The 25973-nt window shown below is 49.7% G+C and carries 22 protein-coding genes; 5 read left to right on the top strand and 17 right to left on the bottom strand.

From position 1 onward, the window contains the following. Positions 1-4: 4 nt before the first annotated feature. The 4 genes from LC084_RS21195 to LC084_RS21180 all read right to left on the bottom strand — a co-directional run bounded on the left by LC084_RS21195 (position 5) and on the right by LC084_RS21180 (position 5781). Entirely contained in the window at positions 5-1294 is a 1290-nt protein-coding gene (locus tag LC084_RS21195) for an FAD-dependent monooxygenase (RefSeq protein ID WP_226573824.1), read from the bottom strand. Between the two features lie 50 nt (positions 1295-1344). Then, positions 1345-2583 carry an MFS transporter gene (locus LC084_RS21190; protein ID WP_226573822.1) on the bottom strand — a complete coding sequence of 413 codons (1239 nt, stop codon included), beginning with the start codon at positions 2581-2583 and terminating at the stop codon, positions 1345-1347. Between the two features lie 71 nt (positions 2584-2654). Beyond that, complete coding sequence (gene hpaD / locus LC084_RS21185; protein ID WP_226573820.1) at positions 2655-3671, bottom strand: 3,4-dihydroxyphenylacetate 2,3-dioxygenase; 1017 nt, start codon at positions 3669-3671, stop codon at positions 2655-2657. Positions 3672-4020: 349 nt separating this feature from the next. Next, positions 4021-5781 (bottom strand): DEAD/DEAH box helicase, encoded by a 1761-nt coding sequence (locus LC084_RS21180; RefSeq protein ID WP_226573818.1) that lies wholly within the window; start codon positions 5779-5781, stop codon positions 4021-4023. A 201-nt stretch (positions 5782-5982) separates the two neighbouring features. On the opposite strand from LC084_RS21180, the gene rsuA reads away from it, so the two are divergent. From rsuA to LC084_RS21165, 3 genes are all read left to right on the top strand, one after another. Then, a complete protein-coding gene (rsuA, locus tag LC084_RS21175; RefSeq protein ID WP_226573815.1) occupies positions 5983-6690 on the top strand; it encodes a 16S rRNA pseudouridine(516) synthase RsuA in 708 nt (235 codons plus the stop codon). Positions 6691-6706: 16 nt separating this feature from the next. After that, positions 6707-7903 carry a Bcr/CflA family multidrug efflux MFS transporter gene (locus tag LC084_RS21170; protein WP_226573813.1) on the top strand — a complete coding sequence of 399 codons (1197 nt, stop codon included), beginning with the start codon at positions 6707-6709 and terminating at the stop codon, positions 7901-7903. A 379-nt stretch (positions 7904-8282) separates the two neighbouring features. Then, positions 8283-8624: a YejG family protein gene (locus LC084_RS21165; RefSeq protein WP_226573811.1), complete on the top strand. Its 342-nt coding sequence runs from the start codon at positions 8283-8285 to the stop codon at positions 8622-8624. Here LC084_RS21165 and yejF read toward each other — a convergent pair whose 3' ends face one another. The 9 genes from yejF to LC084_RS21120 all read right to left on the bottom strand — a co-directional run bounded on the left by yejF (position 8625) and on the right by LC084_RS21120 (position 20406). Further along, a complete protein-coding gene (gene yejF, locus LC084_RS21160) occupies positions 8625-10223 on the bottom strand; it encodes a microcin C ABC transporter ATP-binding protein YejF (RefSeq protein WP_226573809.1) in 1599 nt (532 codons plus the stop codon). It abuts the gene before it with no gap. Position 10224: 1 nt separating this feature from the next. Continuing rightward, positions 10225-11247 (bottom strand): microcin C ABC transporter permease, encoded by a 1023-nt coding sequence (locus LC084_RS21155; protein WP_264193597.1) that lies wholly within the window; start codon positions 11245-11247, stop codon positions 10225-10227. Further along, positions 11247-12344 carry a microcin C ABC transporter permease YejB gene (locus LC084_RS21150; protein ID WP_226573808.1) on the bottom strand — a complete coding sequence of 366 codons (1098 nt, stop codon included), beginning with the start codon at positions 12342-12344 and terminating at the stop codon, positions 11247-11249. The genes LC084_RS21155 and LC084_RS21150 overlap by 1 nt, the downstream gene beginning before the upstream one ends. Positions 12345-12356: 12 nt before the next feature. Further along, entirely contained in the window at positions 12357-14165 is a 1809-nt protein-coding gene (locus LC084_RS21145) for an extracellular solute-binding protein (RefSeq protein ID WP_226573806.1), read from the bottom strand. Between the two features lie 116 nt (positions 14166-14281). Next, on the bottom strand, positions 14282-15859 hold the full coding sequence (locus LC084_RS21140) for a cyclic di-GMP phosphodiesterase (protein WP_449826310.1): 1578 nt from the start codon (positions 15857-15859) through the stop codon (positions 14282-14284). Positions 15860-16011: 152 nt separating this feature from the next. Further along, on the bottom strand, positions 16012-16581 hold the full coding sequence (mepS, locus tag LC084_RS21135; protein ID WP_226573804.1) for a bifunctional murein DD-endopeptidase/murein LD-carboxypeptidase: 570 nt from the start codon (positions 16579-16581) through the stop codon (positions 16012-16014). A 421-nt stretch (positions 16582-17002) separates the two neighbouring features. After that, positions 17003-17719 (bottom strand): phosphatase PAP2 family protein, encoded by a 717-nt coding sequence (locus tag LC084_RS21130; protein WP_226573802.1) that lies wholly within the window; start codon positions 17717-17719, stop codon positions 17003-17005. A gap of 41 nt (positions 17720-17760) precedes the next feature. Further along, complete coding sequence (locus tag LC084_RS21125) at positions 17761-18747, bottom strand: CobW family GTP-binding protein (RefSeq protein ID WP_226573800.1); 987 nt, start codon at positions 18745-18747, stop codon at positions 17761-17763. 189 nt (positions 18748-18936) lie between these two features. Next, entirely contained in the window at positions 18937-20406 is a 1470-nt protein-coding gene (locus LC084_RS21120; protein WP_226573798.1) for a mannitol dehydrogenase family protein, read from the bottom strand. A gap of 201 nt (positions 20407-20607) precedes the next feature. Here LC084_RS21120 and uxuA point away from each other — a divergent pair, with 201 nt between their 5' ends. Beyond that, entirely contained in the window at positions 20608-21798 is a 1191-nt protein-coding gene (gene uxuA, locus LC084_RS21115) for a mannonate dehydratase (protein WP_226573797.1), read from the top strand. A 317-nt stretch (positions 21799-22115) separates the two neighbouring features. Here the strand turns inward: uxuA and yeiP are convergent, their stop codons facing one another. Continuing rightward, a complete protein-coding gene (gene yeiP, locus LC084_RS21110) occupies positions 22116-22688 on the bottom strand; it encodes an elongation factor P-like protein YeiP (protein ID WP_226573795.1) in 573 nt (190 codons plus the stop codon). Between the two features lie 183 nt (positions 22689-22871). Between yeiP and LC084_RS21105 the strand changes: the two genes are divergently transcribed. After that, positions 22872-23126: a YkgJ family cysteine cluster protein gene (locus LC084_RS21105; RefSeq protein ID WP_226573898.1), complete on the top strand. Its 255-nt coding sequence runs from the start codon at positions 22872-22874 to the stop codon at positions 23124-23126. A 50-nt stretch (positions 23127-23176) separates the two neighbouring features. Here the strand turns inward: LC084_RS21105 and lptG are convergent, their stop codons facing one another. The 3 genes from lptG to LC084_RS21090 form a co-directional block, all read right to left on the bottom strand. Then, entirely contained in the window at positions 23177-24256 is a 1080-nt protein-coding gene (gene lptG / locus LC084_RS21100; RefSeq protein WP_226573794.1) for an LPS export ABC transporter permease LptG, read from the bottom strand. Continuing rightward, positions 24253-25323, bottom strand: coding sequence for an LPS export ABC transporter permease LptF (lptF, locus tag LC084_RS21095; RefSeq protein WP_226573791.1), 1071 nt, complete (start codon positions 25321-25323; stop codon positions 24253-24255). Before lptF ends, lptG begins: the two co-directional genes overlap by 4 nt. A gap of 68 nt (positions 25324-25391) precedes the next feature. Then, complete coding sequence (locus LC084_RS21090) at positions 25392-25964, bottom strand: YtfJ family protein (RefSeq protein ID WP_226573788.1); 573 nt, start codon at positions 25962-25964, stop codon at positions 25392-25394. Between the last annotated feature and the right edge of the window lie 9 nt (positions 25965-25973).

Here is a 25973-nt window from a genome sequence, read left to right as displayed (position 1 = left end):
GGGATTACTTTACGTCTGCTGTAAATACGGATTTGTATTTAGCAGGGTCTTTGCTCTCTTTTCCGCCGGGAATGCGCATGCCGGCTTTGGCGTGGTATTCACTGAAAATAGCCAGCGCTTCTTCATGGGGGAAAATAGCTTCAATGTTGTCAAAAGGTTTGCCACCACTGCGTTCCTCTACAATGCGGCGTACAACTTCCGGGCCTTCGCCACGGGAGGCCTTCACCAACCAGTTCACTTGTTCACGACGTTCAGTTTCGTAAGCGGCGAGGGCTGCAACCGGATCGGTAATGCTTGCCAGTTTTTCAGCGATCACCCGGGCATCGACAAAAGCCTGGCAAACGCTGTTACCCCCGCGTGGGTACATAGCATGAGCGGCATCACCCAGCAGAGTTACCCGGCCAAAGGACCACTGGGGAAGAGGATCGTGGTCTATAAGCGGGAACAGGTAGCATTCGCGGGCATTACGGATCATTGCGCTGACATCCAGAAAATCGAGTTTGCAGTCATCGAAAATGTGTTCAATGTCGCGTACACCGGTTTCCTGGTTCCAGTCCTCCTCGGTTTGGGGTTTTTCATCCTGTTCAACCACCCAGTTGACCAACTGACTACCTTTGCCATCAACGTTGTCCTGAATTGGATAAACAATGATGGTGCCTTGGCGAATGGGGTCGCCAATATGCAAAATGGAACCTCCGGTTTTGAATGGCGGCATTACAGTGACGCCGCGGTACAGCGTCAGCCCCGAGAAGTGTGTACGCTGGGATTCCGGCATCAACTGGCTACGGATAACGGAACGGATACCGTCAACACCAATCACTACATCAGCCCGAACTTGTTTGGGGGCGGATGGGTTATGTGTGGTATCGAATGTCAGGGTGACACCGTTGTCGTCTTGTTCAAATTGCACGCAACGTGAGCCTGTGGTGATAGTCTCTTTCCCCATGCGTTCCTCGACTGCACGGTAGAGCATCATTTGCAGGTGGCCGCGGTGCACAAAACGCTGATCGTGTTCATACCCCATATGGCGACCACAGTGTTCACCGAAAATTTCCTGACCATATCCGGTGTAGAAAATGGATTCTTTCGCTTCAACGGAAATAGCGCAAAACGCGTCGTATAACCCCAATTCCGTCAGCTCTTTCACTGCATAGGGCTTAATATCCACGCCCACGCCCAGTGGCTTAATTTCCGGTACAGCTTCAAAAATACGCGGTCTGAACCCCTGCTGATGTAAACGCAGGGCAGTAGCAAGCCCAGCCGGGCCTGCGCCAATAATGACGATATCCAACATAATGACTTCCTCTTAGGTTTTACTTAGTTCGGATGCACAGGGCTCCAGATTTATCGGGATTGTGTTTTTATTGCCGTTGTATCAGTGACTGCCCGTTCCTGAGAAGGGCGGCGGTTAGGGTCCATAAGCCAGACAGGTAACCCGGTAAAGCACACGGCAAGCCCTGCCAGCACCAGCCCCGACAGGGCATGACCGGTGCTGGTATGCAGGGCATTGAAGAACAATGGGGGGCCGAGAAATACACCAATCAGTGTTAACTGGGTAATCAGGCCACTGGTGGCACCCATACTGTCTCGGGAAGGTGCAACAACCGGAGCCAGTGCCCACATCCCCACCAATAAACCGCTGCCAAACGTGAAGACCCAGGATGCAAAAATAGAAGGCATCAGGCCTGGTTGCAGGCTGAAAATAACCAGAGCGGGCAGACCAGTGAGAACAATACCGACAATCCCCAGTGTAAGTGCTTTGATTCCCCGGTTAAGCAGGGCGCCGACTAACAGGCAACCCATACCGTTTGCCAGCATTGCGACAACATTCCAGCGGGCAGCAACTGTCAGGCTCACGTCGTAAGTTTTTGCCAGCCAGGGGGCCAGTGTGGAGATCACGCCAGTTTGCAAAAAAGCATCAGCACTGAAGGAAATCCCCAATAGCCAGGGCAGCGGGCTTTTGATAACCCGGCTCAGGTTACGTGTGCGGGAAAATGCGTCTTTTTCTTCCTCTGTTCGCTGGGGCAGGCTGACCAGTGCGAATCCGGCCAGTACCAGAGTCAATATCGAGTGGGCAATAAACGCGGCTCGCCAGGTAGCAAAGTGATCAGCCAGACCGGCAGATAAAAATGGCAGCAGAAAACTCGCTGGCACAAAGGTTGACCAGAGTGCCATGGCCATTGTGCGTTGTTTTCCAGTGGTAATGCGAATCAGTAATGTGACAGCAGCCACAGCTGTTAATACATATCCCACACCGGTTAATGCACGGCAGGCCAACAGCATCGTAAACGAACTGGCACTGACAACACATAAATCCCCAACGACAATGACAATTGCTCCGCAAAGCAATACGGTTCGGTCACCAATACGGTCAACAATATAACCCGCAAGTAATGCGCCTAATGCCACCATCAGTGAAGGAACTGACATCACCAGCCCAATGCTGCCGTGTTCAAACACCTGAAATGTTTTAGCTATTGCACCTAACTCGGTTACTGCTTCGCTGACAGTCATAGCCGCCATCACACCCAGTGCATATGCCACTAAAATTCTGAACAATGAATGACGAATTAATGTGGTCATTACCCCATCTCCTGTTGCTGTTAAATGTGCCTGTTATTGCAGGCGGTTGTGGTACAGCATGCGTTATGAGTTCAGGCATCATTTGCCATTGCCAGAAAACGCTCCAGGGTTGGTGGGGAGATGTTAAGTGAAGGTGCAGTTGGCGGCGTTCCTTCAAAAACAGTTGCTTCAGTGAACCATTTATTTTGTGCGGGCAGGCCCCACTGATCGGCCCGTTTGGGGTCAGCAAGATCCCAACCAATGGCAGGTTCTGGATCGATGTGCTGATAATGTGTATTAAAAAGCTCAATGCGGTGCCCGTCGGGATCGCGGAAATAGATAAACAGAGCACCACTAATGCCATGGCGGCCTGGTCCACGTTCCAGCATTGGGGCATAACCCAGAGCGCCGGCGACATCACAGGCACGGATCATGTCGTTAGTGTCTGGCAATGTATAGGCGAAGTGGTGCAGGCGTGGCCCGGTACCGTTGGTGAACACGATATCGTGTGGGTTACCTTTGCGTTCCAGCCAAACACCCCAAAGGTGTTCACCTTCACCTGCTAATTCAGACCAGGTGTATTCGCTTACTTTAAAACCGAGTGGCTGGTAAAACCGCCACGCTTTTTCAACATCGCTGGCCTGCAACTGGTAGTGATCTAAACGTTGTGCACTTGCACCGTGGTAATGGTGGTAAGCCTTCAACATTCGTTCACAGGGTTCCATAGTGGCGCAGAACTCCAGTGGAACACCAATATCGTCATTGACGTGCAATGTCAGCCCCTGCCAGGGAACATCCACCAGGCGTGCACTTTTCCCTTGCTGCAAAAAATAATCATGAGCCCGCATTATGTCGTCATCGGTTTGCATCCGCATACCAATGCGGGCGCAACTCGGTGATGATGACTTGCGTAACACCAGGCTATGGTGCCCACGCTCTTCCAGTCCGCGTAGCCAGACTGTAGTGGCGTTCTCGTCACTGATAACCAGCCCAATAAGCTCGGTATAGAAGTGCTTACTGGCTTCAAGGTCCTGAACATTTAAAACAACATGACTGGCCCGGGTTATGTTGAAGGGAGGATGAAGTATCACATCGTTTAACTGCTGCATTTTTATGTTCTCTCTTTCAGTCGTTGCTCGCGTTGTAGGGTTGGTTGCTTTTCGCAGACCTGTAGTTGTTTTGCAGACAGAGATCAGACAATGCTCAATTACAAACTAAAAAGATACATCTTTATTTGCGATATATCTCATGTGATTTGATACTAGATGAGATAAGAAAAAGTGCTAACAGAAGAGTGCTAATTTGTGATCTGTTGCTCTTTTGTTCTGGGTTGGTTTCAAAAATGTAAATTTTATTGGTGGAGGTTCAGTCATTCAGACAACCAGTCTGGAAGATGAAAATACTGGTGGAACAGTAGGTTATGTGCAATACAGTTAACTGGCAGGTCTTGCTTTTAAATCAACCACGCAATTCATTCGCACGGCGGAAACGGCCCGCATAATCAAAAACCTTTTCGCGAACTTGCCAGAACTGCCCTTGTTTCCTGGCGACCACAAAATCTGGGTGGCGCAGTAAACCTTGTTGCTCAATGATGGACTCAGGGGTTGACCATGAAAATGCTACGCCTGGCGCACGTTGGTGCGGGCGCAAGAACAGGTGCTCGAAAGCGGTTCGCTGGGCGGGGGTGTGCAGACGGAAGCGCTCACTTACATCGCCACCGTCTTCATCGTAATAGGTTATTTTCAGCCATAGCCCTTTGGCATCTGAGCCACTGGTTAACACCATGCCGGAACAGCGTAATACCAGTGCGTCTTTTAAACGTAGCGCTGCTTTTAACATATCGTCTGGGTCTACCAACACGGTATCGCAGGCATGGCAGCGGCGGGCCGCAATATCATTTTCAGCGTGACAATTGGGGCAGTTTTTAAAGCGAAAACGAAAGTCGCACTGTTCCCTGTTACCTTCATCATCTTCCAGAAAACCCTGGCAGCACCTGCCGAAATGCTCAATCAGTGTGCCATCCTGGGTGGTTTTTCCCCAGAAAGTGTTGGCAAAACCACAGGACGGGCAAAAAACCTGCACCGGGACATTATCACTGGCCTTTTTCACCTGGCCGACCTCGGGTGTATAGAGGTCATGGGGATTACCGGCATAATCCAGAATCAGGCATGACGTTTTCCCAGGGAACAGGCGCAAACCTCGGCCAACAATTTGTTGGTAAAGACTGACTGATTCTGTTGGCCGCAAAATAGCGATGAGATCAACATGCGGGGCATCAAACCCGGTTGTCAGTACGGAAACATTCACCAGGAAGCGCAGCTTTTGCTGTTTGAAATCCTGAATTAACTGGTCGCGTTCACGAGCCGGGGTATCACCGGTAACTAAAGCAGCTTCACCTTTGGGCAACAGTGCAGTGATTTCTTTTGCATGTTCAACGGTGGCCGCGAAAATCATGGATGCGCAGCGGTTGGCGGCAAAATCGATAATCTGGCGGATAATTTGCGGGGTGACACGTTTTTGCTTTTTCAGCTCAGCATTTATATCCGCCTCACTAAATAAACCGTTGCTCTGTGCCTGCAACTGACTGAAATCATAGCTAACAACAGGCATGTCCATGCGTTCTGGGGGCGTCAGATAACCGTGTTTAATCATGTAACGTAGTGGCAATTCATAAATGCAGTCGCGGAAAAATGCCTGCTCATCGCCGCGCACCATACCGTGGTAATGGTACTGGTAAATCCAGCCTTTACCCAGGCGAAATGGCGTGGCTGTAAGCCCGAGTAGCCGCAATGAAGCGTTGTGGCTGCGCAGGTGCGCCAGCAGTTGCTGATACTGGCTATCTTGTGCGTCGCTTATTCGGTGGCATTCATCAATAATGACCAGCGAAAAAGCATCATTGAAAGCTTCCGGGTGCCGGGCAACCGACTGGATACTGCCAAAAACCACTTTGCCCTGGCTCTGCTTGCGCAACAGCCCGGCGGAAAAAATATCCGCACTCAAACCGAGAGCCTCGTATTTTGCGTGGTTTTGCTCCACCAGTTCCTTCACATGCGCCAGGACCAAAACCCGCCCTTTCGCCAGGCGCGCTAATGCCGCAATCACCAGGCTTTTTCCTGCGCCTGTAGGTAACACAATCACTGCCGGGGAGGTATGGCGACGGAAATATTGCACAGTGGCATCAACAGCTTCTTGTTGGTATGGGCGCAGTGTAAAAGACATAACGTTCTGGGGGTAATAACCTGCCTGTAAGTGAAAACGTGTAAATTATGCCACGATTTTCATACAAACCTATTTTTGCCTTGTGACCAGACCGCGTGTCGTTATACTTGCGCACTGGTTCTCTTATCGAAACCGGCATCCGCGACAGTAACTACAATCTTACTGTAACCAGGGCCCGGTATGACAGGCAGTGAAATTCCCATGAGACTTGATAAATTTCTTTCCCACCAGCTTGGCATTAGCCGGGCGATTGCATGCCGTGAAATTCGTGGTAGTAATGTCACGGTGGATGGCGAGGTTGTGAAAGACAGTGCGTTTAAACTGAAGCCAGAGCATCAGGTGGCCTACGATGGCACTCCACTGGCACAGCAACATGGCCCACGTTACTTTATGCTGAATAAGCCCCAGGGCTATGTCTGTTCTACGGATGATCCGGATCATCCTACTATCCTGTATTTCATCGATGAGCCAGCGGCGCACAAGTTACATGCTGCCGGGCGGCTTGACATAGACACCACTGGCCTTGTGTTACTCACCGATGACGGGCAGTGGTCACACCGCATTACATCACCACGCCACCATTGCTCCAAAACTTACCGTGTTACCCTGGAATCACCTGTTGATGAGGCGCTGGTTAGTGTGTTTGCTGATGGCATTCAGTTGCACAATGAAAAAGACCTTACCAAACCGGCTGTCCTGGAAATTTTAGGGCCAACAGATGTGCGCCTCACCATAAGTGAAGGGCGTTATCACCAGGTAAAACGCATGTTTGCCGCCGTTGGGAACCATGTAGAAGCCTTGCATCGCGAACGGATTGGCAGCATTGAGCTGGATAACAACCTGGGCGAAGGTGAGTACCGCCCATTAACCGCAGATGAAGTGGCCAGTATTGGCCTGCCAGTAACCTGATAAAGGAAAGAATTACGTGTCACCCCCGCAACGATCCTCATTAAGTATTGTTTTTATTCTTGGTTTGTTGGCGATGTTAATGCCACTCTCCATTGATATGTATTTGCCCGCATTGCCAGTGATAACCAGCCAGTTTGGCGTTTCTGCTGGCAGTACGCAAATGACACTCAGTACCTATATTTTGGGGTTTGCTGTGGGGCAGTTGCTGTATGGCCCTATGGCCGACAGCCTCGGGCGTAAGCCAGTTATTCTTGGCGGAACGCTGGTTTTTGCCTGTGCCGCCATCGCCTGTGCATTATCACAAACCATTGAGCAACTGATCTTCATGCGCTTTCTACATGGGCTTTCAGCTGCTGCTGCCAGTGTGGTGATTAATGCGCTGATGCGTGATATTTACCCGCGGGAAGAATTTTCTCGCATGATGTCTTTTGTCATGCTGGTCACGAGCATTGCGCCACTGGTCGCACCTATTGCTGGCGGGCTGGTACTCGTGTGGTTTGGCTGGCACACAATTTTCTGGATACTGGCGGGGCTCGCTTTGCTTGCCAGTGTCATGATCTTCTTACTGATTTCAGAAACCCTGCCACCAGAGCGCCGCCAGCGTTTTCGCCTTGCTACTACGCTGACCAACTTTGCAGCCCTGTTCCGCCACCGCCAGGTGTTGTGTTACATGCTTGCCAGTGGGTTCAGTTTTGCCGGGTTATTTGCTTTTTTGAGCACCGGCCCGTTTGTTTACATTGAACTCAATCATGTTCGCCCGGAGCATTTTGGTTATTACTTTGCGCTGAATGTGGTGTTCCTGTTTATGATGACGGCAATCAACAGCCGTTGTGTCCGCCGGTTTGGCGTAACGGCACTATTCCGTTTTGGGTTATGTGTTCAGTTTGTCATGGCGCTCTGGCTGGTGGTCAGCAGCCTGTTTGGCTTGGGGTTTTGGGCACTGGTTCTGGGTGTGGCGGTTTATATTGGTTGTGTTGCGATGGTGTCATCGAATGCCATGGCTGCCATTCTCGATGCTTTCCCTCATATGGCCGGAACAGCGTCTTCCCTTGCTGGTACTTTCCGTTTTGGTATTGGTGCGTTAGTTGGTGCGCTGTTATCACTGGCGACGATGAATACAGCCTGGCCTATGGTGGCAGCAATCAGTGCCTGTGCCACCGCATCTCTATTCTTCTATCTTTTCGCACGGCGCAAACGCCAGCACTTCTCCTGAACTTATTTTTTCACGCACGCAGGCTCTGGCCTGCGAGTGGTGATTTAGCACGAAACATCCATTTCATCTCCTTGTTTCTTAATCCATGTCAACGTCCTGGCTACCCATATCGCTTAAAATTGTTTCCATTATGTAAAAATTGATTGTGTAAAAAGTCACGGTATTGTAGTAAAAATGGTTGTAATGGCAGGCGGAAAGGGTTACATATAGCCCGAAAATGTGATCTGCCGCTAAGAATAACCACTGAATAATTAAGTGGTAACAATAACAAGTGATTTTCAGACGTCTTTTTTATTCTTATAAGAAGCAATCTGGCAACAATGTATTAACCTTTAAGTAAAAATCATGTGATTTTTATTCTGACTTCCGGGGACAAACAGTGAATACGTTACAACATTCTATCGTCAGTCGTTTACCGCAGGGCTATCAGTGGTCTGCTGGTTTCGCTGGCTCAAAAGTTGAACCGATTCCGCAAAATGGCCCGGCGGGAGAGGATAACCTTGTTGGCCTCAAACTGCTCAGCCATGATGGGGAGAAAGCCTGGCCGATAATGTACAAATTAATCCAGGCATTGAATGACATTGAACTGGAGTGCTGTGTTCTGGAATGTGAAGGCGAGCCCTGCCTGTTTGTCAATCAACAGGATGAGTTTGCCGCAACCTGCCGCCTGAAAAACTTTGGCGTGGCAATTGCGGAACCCTTTTGTGAACTACCCCGCTGATTAATCAGGGCTGCGCACCGCCATTAACTGGCGTGTGTAGTCCTGTTGTGGGTTGGTAAACACTTGCTGACACTCACCTTGCTCAACCACTTCTCCCGCCCGTAACACCACCACCTGGTGGCACAGCGAACGCACCACCTGTAAATCATGGCTGATAAAGATATACGCCAGTTTATGGCGTGCCTGCAGGTCTTTTAGCAAAGACAGAATTTGCGACTGAACAGAGCGGTCAAGAGACGAAGTGGGTTCATCCAGTACAATCAACGATGGTTGCAAAATAAGAGCCCTGGCAATGGCGATACGCTGGCGTTGACCACCGGAGAATTCAGCGGGGTAGCGGTGCCGGGTTGCTGGGTCGAGCCCTACTTCTTCCATGGCGGTGATAACCCGCGCTTCACGAGTCGCCGTATCCAGGTGGGGATGGTGAACTTTTAACCCTTCGGCAATAATATCCAGCACAGTCAAGCGTGGGTTCAGTGACGAATTAGGGTCCTGAAACACAACCTGAATACGCCGGCGAATGGGTAACAGTTGCTTACGGCTAAGTCCACCTAATGACTGGCCGCCAAACACTATGTCTCCCTGAGAATGAATCAGGCGTAAAATAGCCAGCCCTGAGGTACTTTTCCCAGACCCTGATTCCCCAACCAGCCCCAGGCTTTCGCCAGGCCGCAAAGCAAAAGAAAGCCCTGAGATACCCGGATGGTAACCCACCGTCCGGCGCAGAATACCCTTGCGGACAGGAAATGAAACGTCCAGATTGTTTACCTTCAGCAGAGGGGCGGCAGTTTCATCGAGTGGAACCGGTTCGCCTTGTGGGCCGGCATTTAATAATTCCTGGGTATAAGGGTGAAGAGGCGCCTGAAACAAAGGCCTGGCTGCATTTTGCTCAACACAACGGCCGTGGCGCATTACCGCAACATGGTCAGCGAGCTGGCGCACAATGCTCAGATCATGGGTGATGAACAACATCCCCATATTGAGTTCCTGGCGCAGAGTATGCAGCAGTTGTAAAATTTGAGCTTGTACCGTGACATCCAGTGCCGTAGTTGGCTCATCAGCAATTAACAATTCAGGGCGAGTGAGTAACGCCATGGCAATCATTACTCGCTGGCGCTCACCACCGGAAAGCTGATGTGGGTAATCATTCAACCGTTTTTTGCTTTGGCGAATACCTACACGGTCCAGGCAATCTAAAATCTCGCCACGTGCCGCTTCTTTGCGCATTCCCCGGTGCAGCGATAACACTTCATATAATTGCTTTTCCACGGTATGCAGAGGGTTAAGCGACACCATCGGTTCCTGAAAAATCATGGCAATTTTATTGCCGCGAATACCTCTCAGTGTCGATTCTGGTGCTCGCAGTAAAGATTGCCCGGCAAACAAAATATCGCCTTCGGGGTAACTGACTGGTGGAGATGGCAGCAGGCGCAACACCGATAATGCCGTAACACTTTTCCCAGAACCTGATTCACCAACCAGCGCCAGCGTTTGCCCGGCTTCCAGTTGCAGCGATAACCCTTCAACGACGCGCTGTGCTTCATCATCACGGTGAAAAGCGATGGAGAGATTCTGTATATCAAGTAAAGGCGTGGACATATCAACCTGCCTTATTAGGGTCGAACGCGTCACGGACTGCCTCGCCCGTAAACACCAGAAGAGACAGCAACAGCGCCAGCACGACAAATGCGGTGATCCCAAGCCAGGGAGCCTGAAGGTTGTTTTTACCCTGTAGTAACAGCTCCCCTAACGAAGGCGAACCAACCGGCAGGCCAAAACCCAGAAAATCCAGAGACGTGAGTGTGGTGATAGAGCCGCAGAGAATAAATGGCACAAAGGTAAGTGTTGCAACCATGGCATTTGGCAGCATATGGCGCCACATAATGGTGCCATCACTCACTCCCAAAGCCTGGGCTGCGCGAATATAATCAAAATTACGGGTACGCAAAAACTCCGCACGTACCACACCCACCAGCGCCATCCAGCCAAATAAGACGGTAATACCCAGTAACCACCAGAAATTCGGCTGCACCACACTGGAGAGCAGAATAATCAGAAACAGGGTTGGCATGCCCGACCACACTTCAATCAGCCGCTGGCCCCATAAATCTATACGCCCACCGTAATAACCCTGAACGGCACCAACCACCACGCCAATAACACTGGAAAACAAGGTCAGCATAATGCCGAAGACCAGTGAAATACGCGTACCGTAGATAACCCTTGCCAGCACATCACCGCCTGTTGCATCAGTGCCCAGCCAGTTTTGTGTAGAAGGTGGGGAAGGGAAAGGTTGAGTCGTAGCGAAGTTGATCGACTGGTTACCAAAACGAATTGGCGCCCACAACACCCAGCCTTGTTTCGCCAGGCGAGATGCCAGCCAGGGATCCTGGTAATCGGCAGCGGTCGGGAACACTCCCCCGAAATCCTGCTCACTGTAGTTTTTCACTACCGGGAAATACCAGTGATTATCGTAATGCACAGCCAGCGGTTTATCGTTGGCAATAAGCTCAGCACACAGGCTGATGGCAAACAGCACGATAAAAACCCAGAAAGACCAGTAACCACGGCGGTTATGTTTAAAACGGCGCCAGCGCGCCTGGTTTAAAGGGCTAAGTGCCATTATTTACGCCCCTCAAAATCAATACGTGGGTCTACCAGGGTATAGGTAATGTCACTGAGAATATTGAGCAGCAACCCAAGCAAGGTAAAAATATACAATGTGCCGAACATCACCGGGTAATCCCGCGAAATAGTCGCTTCGTAACCCAGTAGCCCAAGGCCATTAAGTGAGAACATCACCTCTATCAGCAACGAGCCGGTAAAGAACATACTGATAAAGGTGGCTGGGAAGCCAGCTATCACCAGTAGCATGGCATTACGGAACACATGACGTGAAAGGATTTGTTTTTCACCCAGCCCTTTGGCGCGGGCGGTGACGACATATTGCTTACGGATCTCATCGAGAAATGCATTCTTGGTGAGCATGGTGAGTGCTGCAAACCCGCTAATCACCGTCGCCAGTACCGGCAGAGTGATATGCCACAGGTAATCAGCAATTTTTTTATACCAGGGAAGGGTATCGAAGTGTGCGGAAACCAGCCCGCGCAAGGGGAACCAGTCCAGGTAGCTCCCGCCAGCAAACACCACAATCAGCATGATAGCGAACAAAAATGCCGGAACCGCATAACCAACAATAATCAGCGCACTGCTCCACACATCAAATGCACTACCGTTATGTACCGCTTTACGGATGCCAAGTGGAATGGAAACCAGGTAAATAATCAGCGTGCTCCACAGCCCTAAAGAAACCGAAACCGGCAGGCTGTCTTTAATCAGGCTGATAACGGATGCACTACGGAACAGGCTGTTACCGAAATTGAAGCTCAGGTAGTCTTTGAGCATGTTGAAGTAACGCACATGCAAGGGTTTATCGAAACCATAGCGGTGAGTAATTTCCGCAATAATTTCCGGGTCCAGCCCGCGAGCACCACGGTATTGCCCTTCAGCGGCATTACTGACCCCGGTTGCCCGGTGGGTACTTTCCATCGAATTGTTACTCAGCCCTGGCACAGCACCGCTGTTGCCAAACTGAATAGCGGCTATGGCCTGGTCTACCGGCCCTCCAGGCGCAATTTGAACAATAAAAAAATTCAGAGTGATAATGGCCCACAACGTAGGAATAACCAGCAGTAACCGGCGAATCAGGTACGCACCCACAGAGCCTCCTCCTTAGCGCCGTTGAGCCGGCAATGCGGCAGCTTTATTGACGTCATACCACCATGAATCCAGCCCAACAGAATAAACCGGCTGGATTTCAGGATGAGAGAATTTATCCCACCAGGCTAGCTGGCGTGTAGGCATATACCACATGGGAATCATGTAATAATTCCATGTCAGCACACGGTCCAGTGCACGGCCAAGCGTTATCAGTGCGGCTTTATCTCCCTGGTGAGCAACAATATCTGCCGTCAGTTTATCTACTACCGGGTTTGCCACACCAGGGCGGTTCCAGGTTGAGTCGATATATTGCGATGCCCACAAAATTTGCAAGTCAGAAGAAGGCCATGGCATTGCCTGGTAACGTGAAGGCAACATATCAAAATCCCGCTTGCGCAGGCGGTTAGTGAGTTGTGAGTTATCAACCTGACGGATGGACATCGTTATGCCCAGGCGGCGGAGATTATGCTGGAATGGCAAAACCCACTGGTCATTACCGCCATTACCCAGCAATAACTCAAACTGAAATGGTTTACCGGTTTTGGTATTCACCAGTTGCTGGTTGCGAATCTCCCAGCCCGCCTCTTTAAGTAGATTCATTGCCTTAAGCAAATTAGCGCGGTCGAAGCCATCACCTTTGGATTGCGCCGGGTGCCAAATATGAGTGAATAAATCTGGCGGTAGTTGTGCTTTCATCGGTGCCAGTAAGGTTAACTCGTTGGCATCCGGGTAATTCCGGGCTGCATACTCGGTATTTTCAAAATAGCTGTCTGGCCTGCGGTAAGCGCCGTAGAACAACGCCTTGTTAAACCAGTTGAAATCAAAAGCGAGGCCGATAGCTTCGCGTACCCGGCGGTCAGTAAACATTGGCCTTTGTATATTAAATGCCAGCCATTGCGTATCCACTGCGCCCTGGTTGGGCCAGGACTCTTTGCGAATGTAGTGTTTATCGAAGTTTGTGCCGGTATAGCGTGTCGCCCAGTTCTTCGGGCTGCTTTCACTGCGAAAATCGTAGGCACCTGCTTTGAAGGCTTCAAAGGCGACATTGTCATCCAGGTAATAATCATAACGCAGTGTGTCAAAGTTAAACCGCCCACGGTTAACTGGCAAATTAGCGGCCCAATAGTTTTTCACCCGCGAATAAACGATGTACTGGCCCATTTTCCACGCGGTGATTTTATAAGGCCCGCCAGAAAGCGGTGGAGTAGAGAGCGGGTCGCTCAGTTTGTGATCTTTCCAGAATGACTCCGGCATAACGGGCAGTGTCAGTAGCCCTAACAGCATATCTTTCGACGGAGAGGCCAGTTCAATGCGCACTGTCAGTGGCGAAATGGCCTTGACCTTTACCCCTTTATAATAAAGCCGGAATTGGGGAACCCCTTCGGTCATAAACTTGTGGAAGGTGAAGGCGACATCACTGGCGCGCACTGGGGAGCCATCCTGAAAGCGGGCTTCCGGGTTAATGGAAATTTCCGCCCAGGCAAAGTTATCCGGGTAACGCGCTTTTTCAGCAATCAGTGGGTAATAACTACCGGGCTCATCATCAGAGGTGGTAAACAGGCTATCGTACAGTGATTCCGTACGGATACCTGGGTTACCGCGCAAGGCATAACGGTTAAAGTTATCATACGTACCAATGGTTGCGAGAGTCATGCTTCCCCCTTTGGGGGCTGCGGGGTTTACATAATCAAAATGCGTGAAATCCACTGCGTATTTGGGTTCCCCCAATACGGCAAAAGAATAACTCTCTTCAATTTTAGGGGCGGCATAGCTCAGGTTGGAAATAACCAGTAAACAAGCGGCCAGACAACGCAGCAACATCGTCAGTGAGATCCTTATCAGACAGCCGTCACGTAGTAACGGGGCGGTAAGACACGCAATAAAAACAGCAACCACAACCCTGCTTCGGCATTTGCGGGTAGGCAGCGCTGACTGTATCACTCAGCAGAGTTTGTGGGTAGTTTACAGTACCATTCATTCAACTGGTGCGCAGACATTGGGCGGCCCAAATAATAGCCCTGCATATAGGTGACGCCGCGTTTAGCAAGCCATGCCGCCTGGTCTGCGGTTTCAACACCTTCAGCAACTGTTTCCATTTTCAGGCGTTGGGCCAGATTGAGTACAGCATCCAGCACTGGCGATGTCACCGTTTCTTGCCCAATAGCACTAATAAAACCTTTGTCGATTTTCAGGTAATCAAAGGGGAAACGTTGCAGGTAGATAAGCGCAGAATGGCCGGTGCCAAAATCATCAACAGCAATTTCAAAGCCTTGTTGTTGTAGCCAGTTAAAACTTTCCAAAACCTCGTCGCCTTCCAACATGGCGCGCTCAGTCATTTCTAACAACAACCTGAAATAGTTACCGGGAAGCTGGCTAACAAACTGGGTAATATCACGCTGAAAAGACGCAGATTTGAGATGTGATGGCGCAAGGTTTATTCCCAGTTTCGAACCTGCCGGCAGGCATTTTTGTAATTCCGGAAGATCTTTGACTATCAGGCTGAATAAATGCCGTGTCAGCGGGACAATAAGCCCCTGAGCCTCAGCATATTGGATAAACACATCTGGGGGAATAGGGCCAGCAGCCGGGTGATGCCAGCGCATCAGGGCTTCCACCCCTTTAATGTCCTGGTGCTGTGTATCCATTACAGGCTGGTACACAACAGAAAACTGATGGCGCTTAATACCGGCCAGGATCTCGCGGCCAGAACTCATACGCACTGTTAAATAGTAGGCGCACAGCAGTGCACTGATAATGCCGGTGGCCAGCCCAATCAACAGAGCGAACTGAATTAACTGCGGTTGCCAGCGCGGAGCGAAAATAAGCAGCTTTATCGGGAAATCTTGCAGAGTCCGCTCCAGGCTGGGTTTACCTAATTGCGCAAGCGGGGTGACTTTCCCGGTATAAATACCAATGGCAACATGGCGCACAGCAAGCGCAATCCCAGAGACACCTTCTTCTTGCGCACTAAACAATAAATAAGGGGGAATATTCAGGTTAATGGTTGTAATAATGCCATCGCCAGGGTGATGTGGGTCTGCCAGCCAAAATGCCAGTGCGGGTTTGCCAGGCATTAACGGCGTTTCTGGTAAAACTGCCAGGTCACGGCGTTTGCTGATATCAATATCTGGCACCAGCTTTGCCAGTGCATATGACATCTGCCCGGTGGCAGAAGAACACTCAGCGCTACCGTTCTTGACTAATAAAGCTGCGCGCACATGGAGTTTAAATGCAGCAGAACTGGTTAATTCTGGGATTACCCGCTCGCAAGGTTGTTGTGCCAGTGGCAATAATTTATATGAAGAGTTTTGTAAATCAACGGTATAGCTGTACATATACTGGCTGAAATTATTAGCAAATGCCTCGAGCCGGTTTATGCGCTGAAAATGCGTTATTGCCACCACCAATGCACTGGTACATATGGCTACCACTATTCCCAGAAGTAAGCTGGTGGCGAGGTTTTTTCCTTGTTGAGGGAAAAAATGGACTTTATTGGAGGGAGACACCACAGTCACAAAACTCCATTGTTAACAACCGGTGCAGTTATTTCTATTGTTCTAAGAATAAAACAGTATGGAAAGAATAGGGAGTAACTAAATGAAAAAACGCCGCTTCAGGCGGCGTTTTTAACAGTTTCAGCTTCGCATTATCAAGGGATTAAAAATGTTTAGCTGCGGCTCAGTACACGTCTCGCATCGTTGTACCGTCTTTTCCAGTAGGGTTCATCCAGGTTGGAAATCATGACACCACTGGAGGTGGAGGCGTGAACAAACTGATTATTACCAATATAGATACCGACATGCCGCCCGGTTGAACCCGCCCTGAACAGCACTAAATCACCGGTTCGCAGAGCGGTTTTCGCAACATGCTTACCCATGGTTTCTTGTTCGTAAGTAGAACGGGGCAGTTCAAGTCCGAATTGTTCCCGGAAAGTACGCTGAACAAATGCAGAGCAATCAATACCACGTTTGGTATCACCACCAAGACGGTAACGAACCCCTTTCCAGTCTGCGTATTGATCCATCAGACGGGATTTGATGTCGAGGTTTTGCACCATCTTTTCAAATTCGTCCTGAGAAGCTTGCAGTAAATAACTGTCTTTTTCGCCAACTGCATGCGTCTCAGTACGCATATTTTTCGCGCTATTCGTTGCGCTACATGCTGAAAGCAGAACGGCCACAGCAACGGCGGGTAACACCCGCGAGATATATCTCAAGATCGGTTGAGACTTGACCATATTGTTTATTATCCCTTGATGTCCTTAACGACAGAGTCGCCAGAAAAATGCCAAACGTTACGAGACTAATTAGCAAACCGAACAACAACAATGTTTTCTGGATAAAAATGTGGCAAAACGCACAGTTTTATTCGTGTTAAGCGTTTGCCTTACACGTTGTACAGAATATTCCCGAGATTACCCGATCAAAAAAAACATAGCGAGTCATTTTGCAAAGAATCTTATAAGAAATTGTGATGTTTTATCACGCCAAACCAAAGTGGTTGAATAATGAACAGGTAAGGCAAAAGAAATGGCAATGCCATGAATCAAAAGCAGAAAAAGGCTGGGGAATAAATATACTGCGAGGGTAGTTTGAATTAAGTCGCACTATTAGAAATAGCAATATACCTAACAGTGCAACTTTTTGGGTGTTTTTCACTCAATTGTTAGTTGGTTGTTTATTTTTTCCAGGCAGGCGCAAATTAAACCAGTTAACCAGTTTATCGCTCAGCGGGGTTAATAAGCACCAGGGTAAGCCAACCAGCACCACAGTTAATGAACCAACAAATACATCAGTGAACCAGTGTGCGCCAATCATCATGCGCGGCAGTGAGAACACCACGAAGATAAGCAGGGAAATAGCGAACGCTCGTACGCTGAAATAACGCAGCATAAAGCCACAGAAAATAAGCAGCATCATACCGTGGTCGCCAGGAAAACTATCCTTTGAGGCATCTTTGGTCGGGAAAGGCAGTAGTTCACTAACCCGAACAGTATCCGTAAAGAACAGCGAAGGGCTACGGCGTTGTAAATGGAGTATATTTTGCCCTAACTGGTTAAGTACAACAGCTGTCAACAGCATGACAAGGCCAATAATCACAATACGGCGGCGGCCATATGCAGATTCGGCCCGCCAGTAGTGCAGCATGACCAGCCCCATGCAAAACAGTGAGCAGGCATCAAATGCGCGGTTGTTGGTAATGGCAACAAACCACAGAAAACTATGGCTTTCCACAATTAGACGGTTGAAAAAGTGGTACAGGCCGCTATCAATTGGGAACCAAAACCCATGTGAAGGTGGCAGATACCAGGAGAAAAACAGCGCAAAACCTAGCAGGTTCATCACCAAAATGGGGAATAAATGAGTACGTTTCATAAATATTCAGGTGCAATTTCTTTTAACAATAACTTCCCAGATTACGCCAGTGCAGCTAAACGTAAGCTCAACAGAGTTGTTTGCAAGGCATTCCAGTCAGTTTCCTGTGCCGTAATCAGCTCCACTCTGCTGTCTGGTGGGGCTACAGGCTGGGTTTCAATATCCAAATCCATGCCCTGGCGGTTAATGCGCACCAGGCCTTCCTGAATACGAAAAATCCCTTTTACCCGTTCCACTGGGGCAAGGCGGGCCCAATCAAGGATCCCGGTAGTATCGAAGACTGTATCGGCATCAAAAATCCACCCACAGGCAGTGTACCCTTGCCCCTGATTGAGCATCCTGCGCCAACGTTGGTGAGCGGGCAAAGAGAGCGCAGCCAGCCCTGCCGGTGCTGTGGCATGGTGGTGGTGAGCGGCGCTGGCCGGGGGCAGAGTAGTGCGGGTTCGGGGGGTATCGAGCAGAGCCGGGTCTATCGCGCCCTGTGAGCAATGTGCCAGTAAACGGCCATTACCTTGCTCTGCCCACCATGCATCCAGTGCGGCTTGTGCTGTGGCATCAGCCCGGTCTTGCTTATTGGCGACAATAATATCCGCGGCAGCCAGTTGGTCGCGAAAGTTCTCGTTCTGGCGTACTTTTTCATCAGTCAGTTGGCGTGGGTCCAGCAGGCAAAAACTGGCTTGTAGGGTAATCCAGGGCTCATATACCGGGGCTGTCAGCATAGACAGAATTTGGCGGGGATGACCTAATCCGGTTGGCTCAATCAGCAATCTGTCTGGTTTGTACTGGCGCAATAATGTATTCAGCCCTACCTGCATTGGCAGGCCATTCACACAACACATACACCCACCGGGGATCTCTTTTAAGAGTGCACCCCGGTCAGACAACAGCGCGCCATCAATACCAATTTCACCAAATTCATTTACCAGCACCGCCCATTTTTCATTTTCTGGTTTGTTTGCCAGCAAATGAAGAATGGTGGTGGTTTTACCGCTTCCAAGGAAGCCGGTAATCAGATTGGTTTTTGTCACATATCCTCCCTGCACGAACAAAAGCCATAACCATGAACGAGTTATGCAATTGACCGGCGAAAATTCTGTTTGTACCTGGGGATGAGTGCTGCAGGCAGGCAACACGTTTTCCTGTCCCCATTCAGGAATAAAGAAAAACGTGCTGATCATGACGAAAAAAACGAATGAAGAGAAGATCTATCTGTGCGGTTAATCGCCCGCCAGAAGTGTGGCAACTGCACCGTGTGCGCCTTTGTTTACCAGTAACTGCCAGGCATGTTCAATCTGACGGGTAAATTCAGCGTTATTGGCTAAATCATCACCAAAGATAGTCGTCAGTGAAAGCAGAGCGGCAACCCGGTTATCTGTCGTACTTTGTTGTACTTTTTGCTGAATAGCGTCGGCCAGGGGGTCTTTTACTTCAATGGTACGCCCTGCATCATCGGTACCACTGACAAAACGCATCCATCCCGCCACACCCAGAGCAAGGCAAGGCCATGGCGAGCCCTGGTTAAGATGCCAGCGAATACTGTCCAGCATACGTTGGGGTAACTTCTGGCTGCCATCCATCGCAATTTGCCAGGTGCGATGCGCCAGTGCCGGGTTGCTGAACCGAGTAATTAACTGGCTGGCATAGTCGGCTAAATCAACACCAGTAATACGCAATGTGGGGGCTTGTTCTTCCAGCATCAGTTTTAATGCAGCTGCGCGGAACGCCGTATCTTCCATACATACGTTCACATAGTGGTATCCGGCAACATAGCCCAGCCAGGCCAGAAAAGAGTGGCTACCATTGAGCATGCGCAGTTTCATCTCTTCCCAAGGCAGAACATTACTTACCATTTGCACACCGGCGCTTTCCCATTGTGGGCGGCCAGCCACAAAATTATCTTCAACCACCCATTGGATAAAGGGCTCACAGCTTATCGCACAAGGGTCTGCCACACCCAGCAACGCTTCAATTTCTTGCAGGCTTTCTTCAGTGGCTGCGGGCACAATACGGTCAACCATGGTTGAAGGAAAGGTGACATGCTGTTCAATCCAGCTTGCCAGCGCGCTATCACGCTGCTTTGCCATACCGAGCACGGCATGTTTAACAATATGGCCATTTTCGGGAATGTTATCGCACGACATTACAGTAAAAGGAGGCAGGCCGCGTTCATGGCGGCGGTGAAGTGCTTCAACCAACAATCCCGGAGCAGAATGGGGTTCATGGGGGTGAGCTAAATCGTGAATAATCCGGCTGTTCCCGGTATCCAGTTTTCCTGTCGCCGGGTCAATGCAATAGCCTTTTTCAGTAATTGTCAGCGAAGCAATGGCAACCTGAGGTTCGCAAAATTTCTCAATAATAGCTTCAATACCATCGAGTTTTGCGTTCAGGCATTCATGCACTGCACCGATAACAATAGGCTGGTTTCCGTCTGGCCCTTTTTCCAGAACGGTGAATAAGTGATCCTGCTCGCGCAATGCCTGCATCATTATGTCACCACTGAACAGGCTGATTTCCGCAATGCCCCAGTCACCACCACTTTGGTTCAGCACCCGGTCAGTTAACAACGCCTGGTGCGCGCGGTGAAATGCCCCAAAACCCAAATGCACAATGCGTGATGCCAGCGCCTTACGGTCATACTGCGGAACCTTAACGAAAGCGGGAAGGGAAACGGATGCGACAGTTGCCATAACAGAATCCTGTTTAACGATTAATTAACAACCTTAGTCTAAAGTTATATGACAACAAAGAAAATTGGCATGCCGAAAAATTCAAGGGGATTGTGAACTGGATCAATTCTTAACATGGCGCTTAATTGACTCTGACTGGCAAACATGTATGGTAGTAGTCAAAATGAGATTGGTATAACAGCTTAAACAGAGGTATCTGTCATGGAACAAACCTGGCGTTGGTATGGACCGAATGATCCTGTATCGCTGGATGATGTGCGTCAGGCTGGCGCAACAGGCGTTGTCACTGCATTGCACCACATTCCTAATGGCCAGGTCTGGCCGGTGGAAGAGATTAAAGCACGCCAGGCATTGCTGGCGGAAAAAGGCCTGACATGGTCTGTTGTGGAAAGTATCCCGGTGCACGAAGATATTAAAACCCACACCGGGCAGTACGACACCTGGATTGCGAACTATCAACAGAGTATTCGTAATCTGGGTGAGTGTGGGATTGACACTGTGTGCTACAACTTCATGCCGATTCTGGACTGGACCCGCACCGATCTGGCTTATACCCTGCCAGATGGCTCTAAAGCCTTACGTTTTGACCAAATCGCTTTTGCGGCATTTGAACTGTGCATCCTCAAACGCCCTGGCGCGCAAGCAGATTACACTGCAGAGGAGCAAACCCAGGCTCAGGATTATTACGCGGCGATGTCCCAGGACGATATCAACCTGCTAACCCGCAATATTATTGCTGGCTTGCCAGGGGCGGAAGAGGGTTACACGCTGGACCAGTTCCGTGCTCGCCTTGCCGAATACGATGGGATTGATAAAGCACGTTTGCGCGAACATATGGCGTATTTCCTGAAAGCGATTGTGCCGGTAGCGGAAGCCAGTGGTGTTCGCCTGGCGGTACACCCGGATGATCCGCCGCGCCCAATCCTTGGTCTGCCGCGGATTGTTTCAACTATCGAAGATATGCAGTGGATGAAAGAAACCGTAGACAGCATTAACAACGGTTTCACCATGTGTACCGGTTCTTATGGTGTTCGTGCGGATAATGACTTAGTGACCATGGTTGAAACCTTTGCCGACCGTATTCACTTTACTCACCTGCGTGCCACTTGCCGTGAAGACAACCCGAAAACCTTCCATGAAGGTGCTCACTTGCAGGGGGATGTCGATATGGTTGGTGTGGTGCATGCGATTCTGAAAGAAGAGCAGCGCCGTGCGGCTGCCGGTGATAAGCGCGCTATTCCAATGCGCCCGGATCACGGCCACCAGATGCTGGATGACCTGCGTAAGAAAACTAACCCTGGTTACTCGGCCATTGGCCGCTTAAAAGGTCTGGCAGAAGTGCGTGGTGTTGAACTGGCACTGAAAAAAACGTTGTTCCCAGATTTGCTCTGATAATAACAGGCGGGTTTTGTGAAAGCTCGCCAGTTGTCTTCCAGGTAAAAAACGCGTGTTGAGCTGTTTGCTCAGGCGCGTTTTTTTATGCTTTTCACACACTGCGCGCAGGACAAAGGCTTCCTGTTAAACCTGACCCGCTATTTCTGATAACAGGCGGTGAAAACGGGAAGTGCAGGCAACAGCGCACTTCCCGGATAACAGCCACCAACACCGGGTAATACATAAAAAAAGCACTGCCGCAGGGTAGTGCTCAGATCGGTGAAAGAGAAGGAAAAAACGTGGTTTTTCCTTCTCTTTAGTTAGAATGCGTGGCGTTAGTCTGCCCGGCCCATATAGCGGCGTTCAGCAATATGGATACGGATTTTATCGCCGTTCCCCAGGTATTCGGGCACCTGAATGGTCAGGCCGGTAACCATTTTCGCTGGTTTGGTCCGCGCGCTGGCAGAAGCACCTTTGATACCCGGAGTGGTTTCAACAATTTCCATATCAACAGTTTGTGGCAGTTCAAGTGCCAGCACCTGGCCATCCCAGGTCAGAACCTGAATACCAGGGATCCCACCTTCTGGAATAAACAGCAGTTCTTCTTCAATTTGTTCTTTATTGAAGATATACGGCGTGTAGTCTTCGTCATCCATAAACACATATTCGTTGCCATCAATATAGGAAAAGTTAACGGCACGGCGGCTCAGTGTAATGGTATCCAGCAGGTCATCGCCTTTAAAACGCTCTTCAACTTTCAGGCCAGTACGCACATCAGAAAAACGCATTTTATACAGTGTTGCAGCACCGCGAGCACTGGGTGCCTGGATATCAATATCTTTCACTAACAGCAGCTTGCCGTTGTAATTCACAGCCATACCGCGTTTAATTTCATTCGCTCTTGCCATGGGGCTATCCTGTCTGGTCATCCTGGCGCGCCAGGGTTGATTAAAATATCGCGACACGTTACTCGTGCCCTGGGTTTCAGGCAAGTGGAATTCGCTATATATGCGCCGGAATGGCAGCAGGAGGGATTTCTCTTATTGCCACAGGCTGGTAGAGTAGCGGGCCAATATGAAAAGAGAATGACTATGCATTGCCGCCCAGACTGTGGAGCCTGTTGTACGGCACCTTCTATCAGTAGCCCTATTCCTGGTATGCCGGAAGGCAAACCGGCGAATGTAAGGTGTGTTCAATTATCGGACGACAACCGGTGTAACATCTTTGGTTCGGATTTGCGCCCGGCAGTTTGCGCCAGCCTGCAACCCTCCCTGGAAATGTGTTCGACCAACCGTGAAGCGGCAATGACCTGGCTGATAAACCTTGAGCAGGCAACGGCCCCCTGAGCTTTGAATCCCCTGATCCCTGAATAGCGTGAGCTTGTGATGCAGGCCAGCTAATGGCGCTTATCAAACCGCCAAACCAGCCCCACCGCTGCAAGCAATAGCACCACAGGAAGAGAAAGCGTGGTGAACTGAACATTAAGTGACAACAATAGTCCCAAATTAACGGCAATTTGGTAGGCAATATAAGTCAACAAGCCCACAACTACGCCTAAAGCAAGGCGGCTGCCTAAGCCGGGCTCACGCGCATTACCAAAGGTAAAGGGAACCGCCAGTAAAATCATGGCGAGGATTAATATTGGGCGGCCCAGCTTTTGCCACAGAGCAATTCTGAATTCCATGCTCGGTTGCCCACTATTTTGTAAATACTTAATGTAGCGGTTTAGCTGAACAATAGAGAAGCTGTCACTGGGCATGGTCAGTTCAGCAAGGCTCATACCGGTGAAGATAGAGTGCCATTGCAATGAATCTGTGGTGGTTATGCGCTCTTTATTGTCGCCCCAGGTTTTTTGGTAAACCTGATGCAGTGTCCATGTATGTTTGTCGTCAATCGTTGCGGTTTTGGCATAAATATAGGTTTGCAAAGAGAGATCGGGTTGGTAATAAAAAATCTCAATACCTTGCGGGTTATTATGCTCGTCCAGTGATTTCACCGTCACAAACTCATTGTTGTGCCTGGCCCATAGCTCATTACCTGCGTTATCGGTTTTGCCCGAGTGAGCCAGTGCGGCATCTTTCAACCGTAACGCGTATTGCTGTAACGGGGATGCCACCCACTCATCAAGTGCAGCGAAAGTTACAGTCAGCATCAGGCCTGCACACAGAATAACACCAGAGATGCGCATAATTGATACGCCTGCTACACGTATGGCGGTTAACTCCAGGCTTTTCGATAGCTGCCCAAGGCCAATAATACCGCCAAACAGCGCGACGAAAGGCCCCAAATCAATCAGTGTGCGTGGGAGTGTCATTAATGTGACCCCCAGCGCTTGTGTCCAGTGGTAGCCACTGGGAGTGACGTCTTCCAGCTCGTTAATCAGGTTGAATGTGGTAAACAGCGGAATTAACAACCCGGCAGCAGCGGCAAAGCCGATAAAGATATTACGTATTAAAAAGCGGCTGAAAATGTTCATCGGGATTTTTTCTTCAGCAGAGAGAATTCAGGTGCAAGCAGTGCCAACAGCCCGAATAACATAATTAATGGTACCGACCACATGCCGGGTAGGGTGGGAATCGAACCATTAGCAATGAGCGTGCGGCAAATATTGCTGCCATAGAAAATAGCGGCAAACATAATAGTCAGCGGTAACAGGGTGGCAAAACGCCCCTGGCGAGGCCGGGTTCTGCTTAAAGGAATGGCCAGCAATACCATCAGTAAGGTACTTAGCCCGCGGCTTTCGCGCCATTGCAGCTCTGCATAATCTGCCGGGTCGGATGAGCGAGCAAGTTGTGCCACCGAGGCGGCTTTTCGTCTGACATCCAGGCTCTGAACGACAGGTTTCAGATCCATGCGCAGGTTGTGATACTCCATTTTCCGGTCATTTTGCCCGCTTCTGTCCAGAACATAACCGGTACCATTATGAAGCATGACTGTCGGGCTTTGTGGGGATGGGTCAATAACATCAACAGTCCCGGCTTTATAGATACTGGTTTTGTTGGCAGAAGAGGTATAAATCAATGCATCGGCCAGATGATTTGTTGCCGCGTCAATTTTGCTAGCCAGCACCATTCTGCCATCACTGTTGGTATTGAACTTATTCGCCTGTAAATGGCTAACATTCAGCTCAGACTGGGATTGCTGCTCAAGCTGATAAATTTGCCCGTATGCCCAGGGGCGGCCATATAACGAGATAAAAGTGACTATGATCCCCATAGGGACAGCCAGAACCAGAATGGCCCGGTAAATGCGGGCAGGGCTGGAGCCTGCAGCTAAAATTGCGGTGATTTCTGAATCGGTATACAACTGCCCAAGTGCTACCGAAACCGCAACATACAGCCCAACAGGTAACAACATTTCCAGTGCAATGAGCACCTTATAACAGACAACGTAGAAAACCACTTCCAGCGCGAGGGTGCCGTTGGCCGCATCGGTCAGGTAACGTTGTGCGGAAAAACAGGCAAACATAAATACCAGAAAGCATATAATTACGATTGTTAATCGGCGAACTTCAGCCAGAATATAACGTTCAATCAAAAACATAGCTTCTGTGCATCCTTATTGACTAATGTGTTTGCCAGCCAACAACGGCAACGGGCAGGGCCTGGCTATCATGGGTTTTCCGACGCAATAAGTTGGCGCACCAGGGCGATAACATGTGCCACTTCATCAGGCGTTAGCGAGCCATCTTTAGCCCAACGGACACGTCCACGATTATCCAGCACTACAATGGTGGAGCTTTCTTCTTTCAGTTGCCAGGCCTTACGGGCCAGGCCGTCACTGTCTACAATGAACTGCGCCCAGGGGTAATTTTTTTTATTTTTTTCTATTTTTCCACGAACAAAAAAACCCGATCCAGGTATGGCGTCATCGGTATTCACGATAGTGGTGGGCTGGAAACGGTCTTCAGGGAAATCGGCATCTTTAACTGCATTAATCAGTAACGAGTTTTTCTTTTTTGCCGATTTGCGGCCAGCAATATACTGCATTACCCGTACTTTCCCGGCGAGTTTGGCGGTATCCCATTTTGTATAGAAAAAATCGCCATCTTTGTTGAGGTGTAACTCTCCCCGTTCACTGATCATAACTGGGGTAACTGGCTTACCAATGACAAAGTTGTGCGCAAAGGCGATAACCGGGAGCAAGATGAGAAGTGGCACCGCCATTAATTTACCAAAAATCATAGATGGCTC

This window comes from Mangrovibacter yixingensis, assembly GCF_020523985.1.
Classification (GTDB): Bacteria; Pseudomonadota; Gammaproteobacteria; order Enterobacterales; family Enterobacteriaceae; genus Mangrovibacter; species Mangrovibacter yixingensis.
The sequence above is the reverse complement of the archived record's forward strand: the minus strand, read 5'-3'. Positions and strand labels throughout refer to the sequence as shown.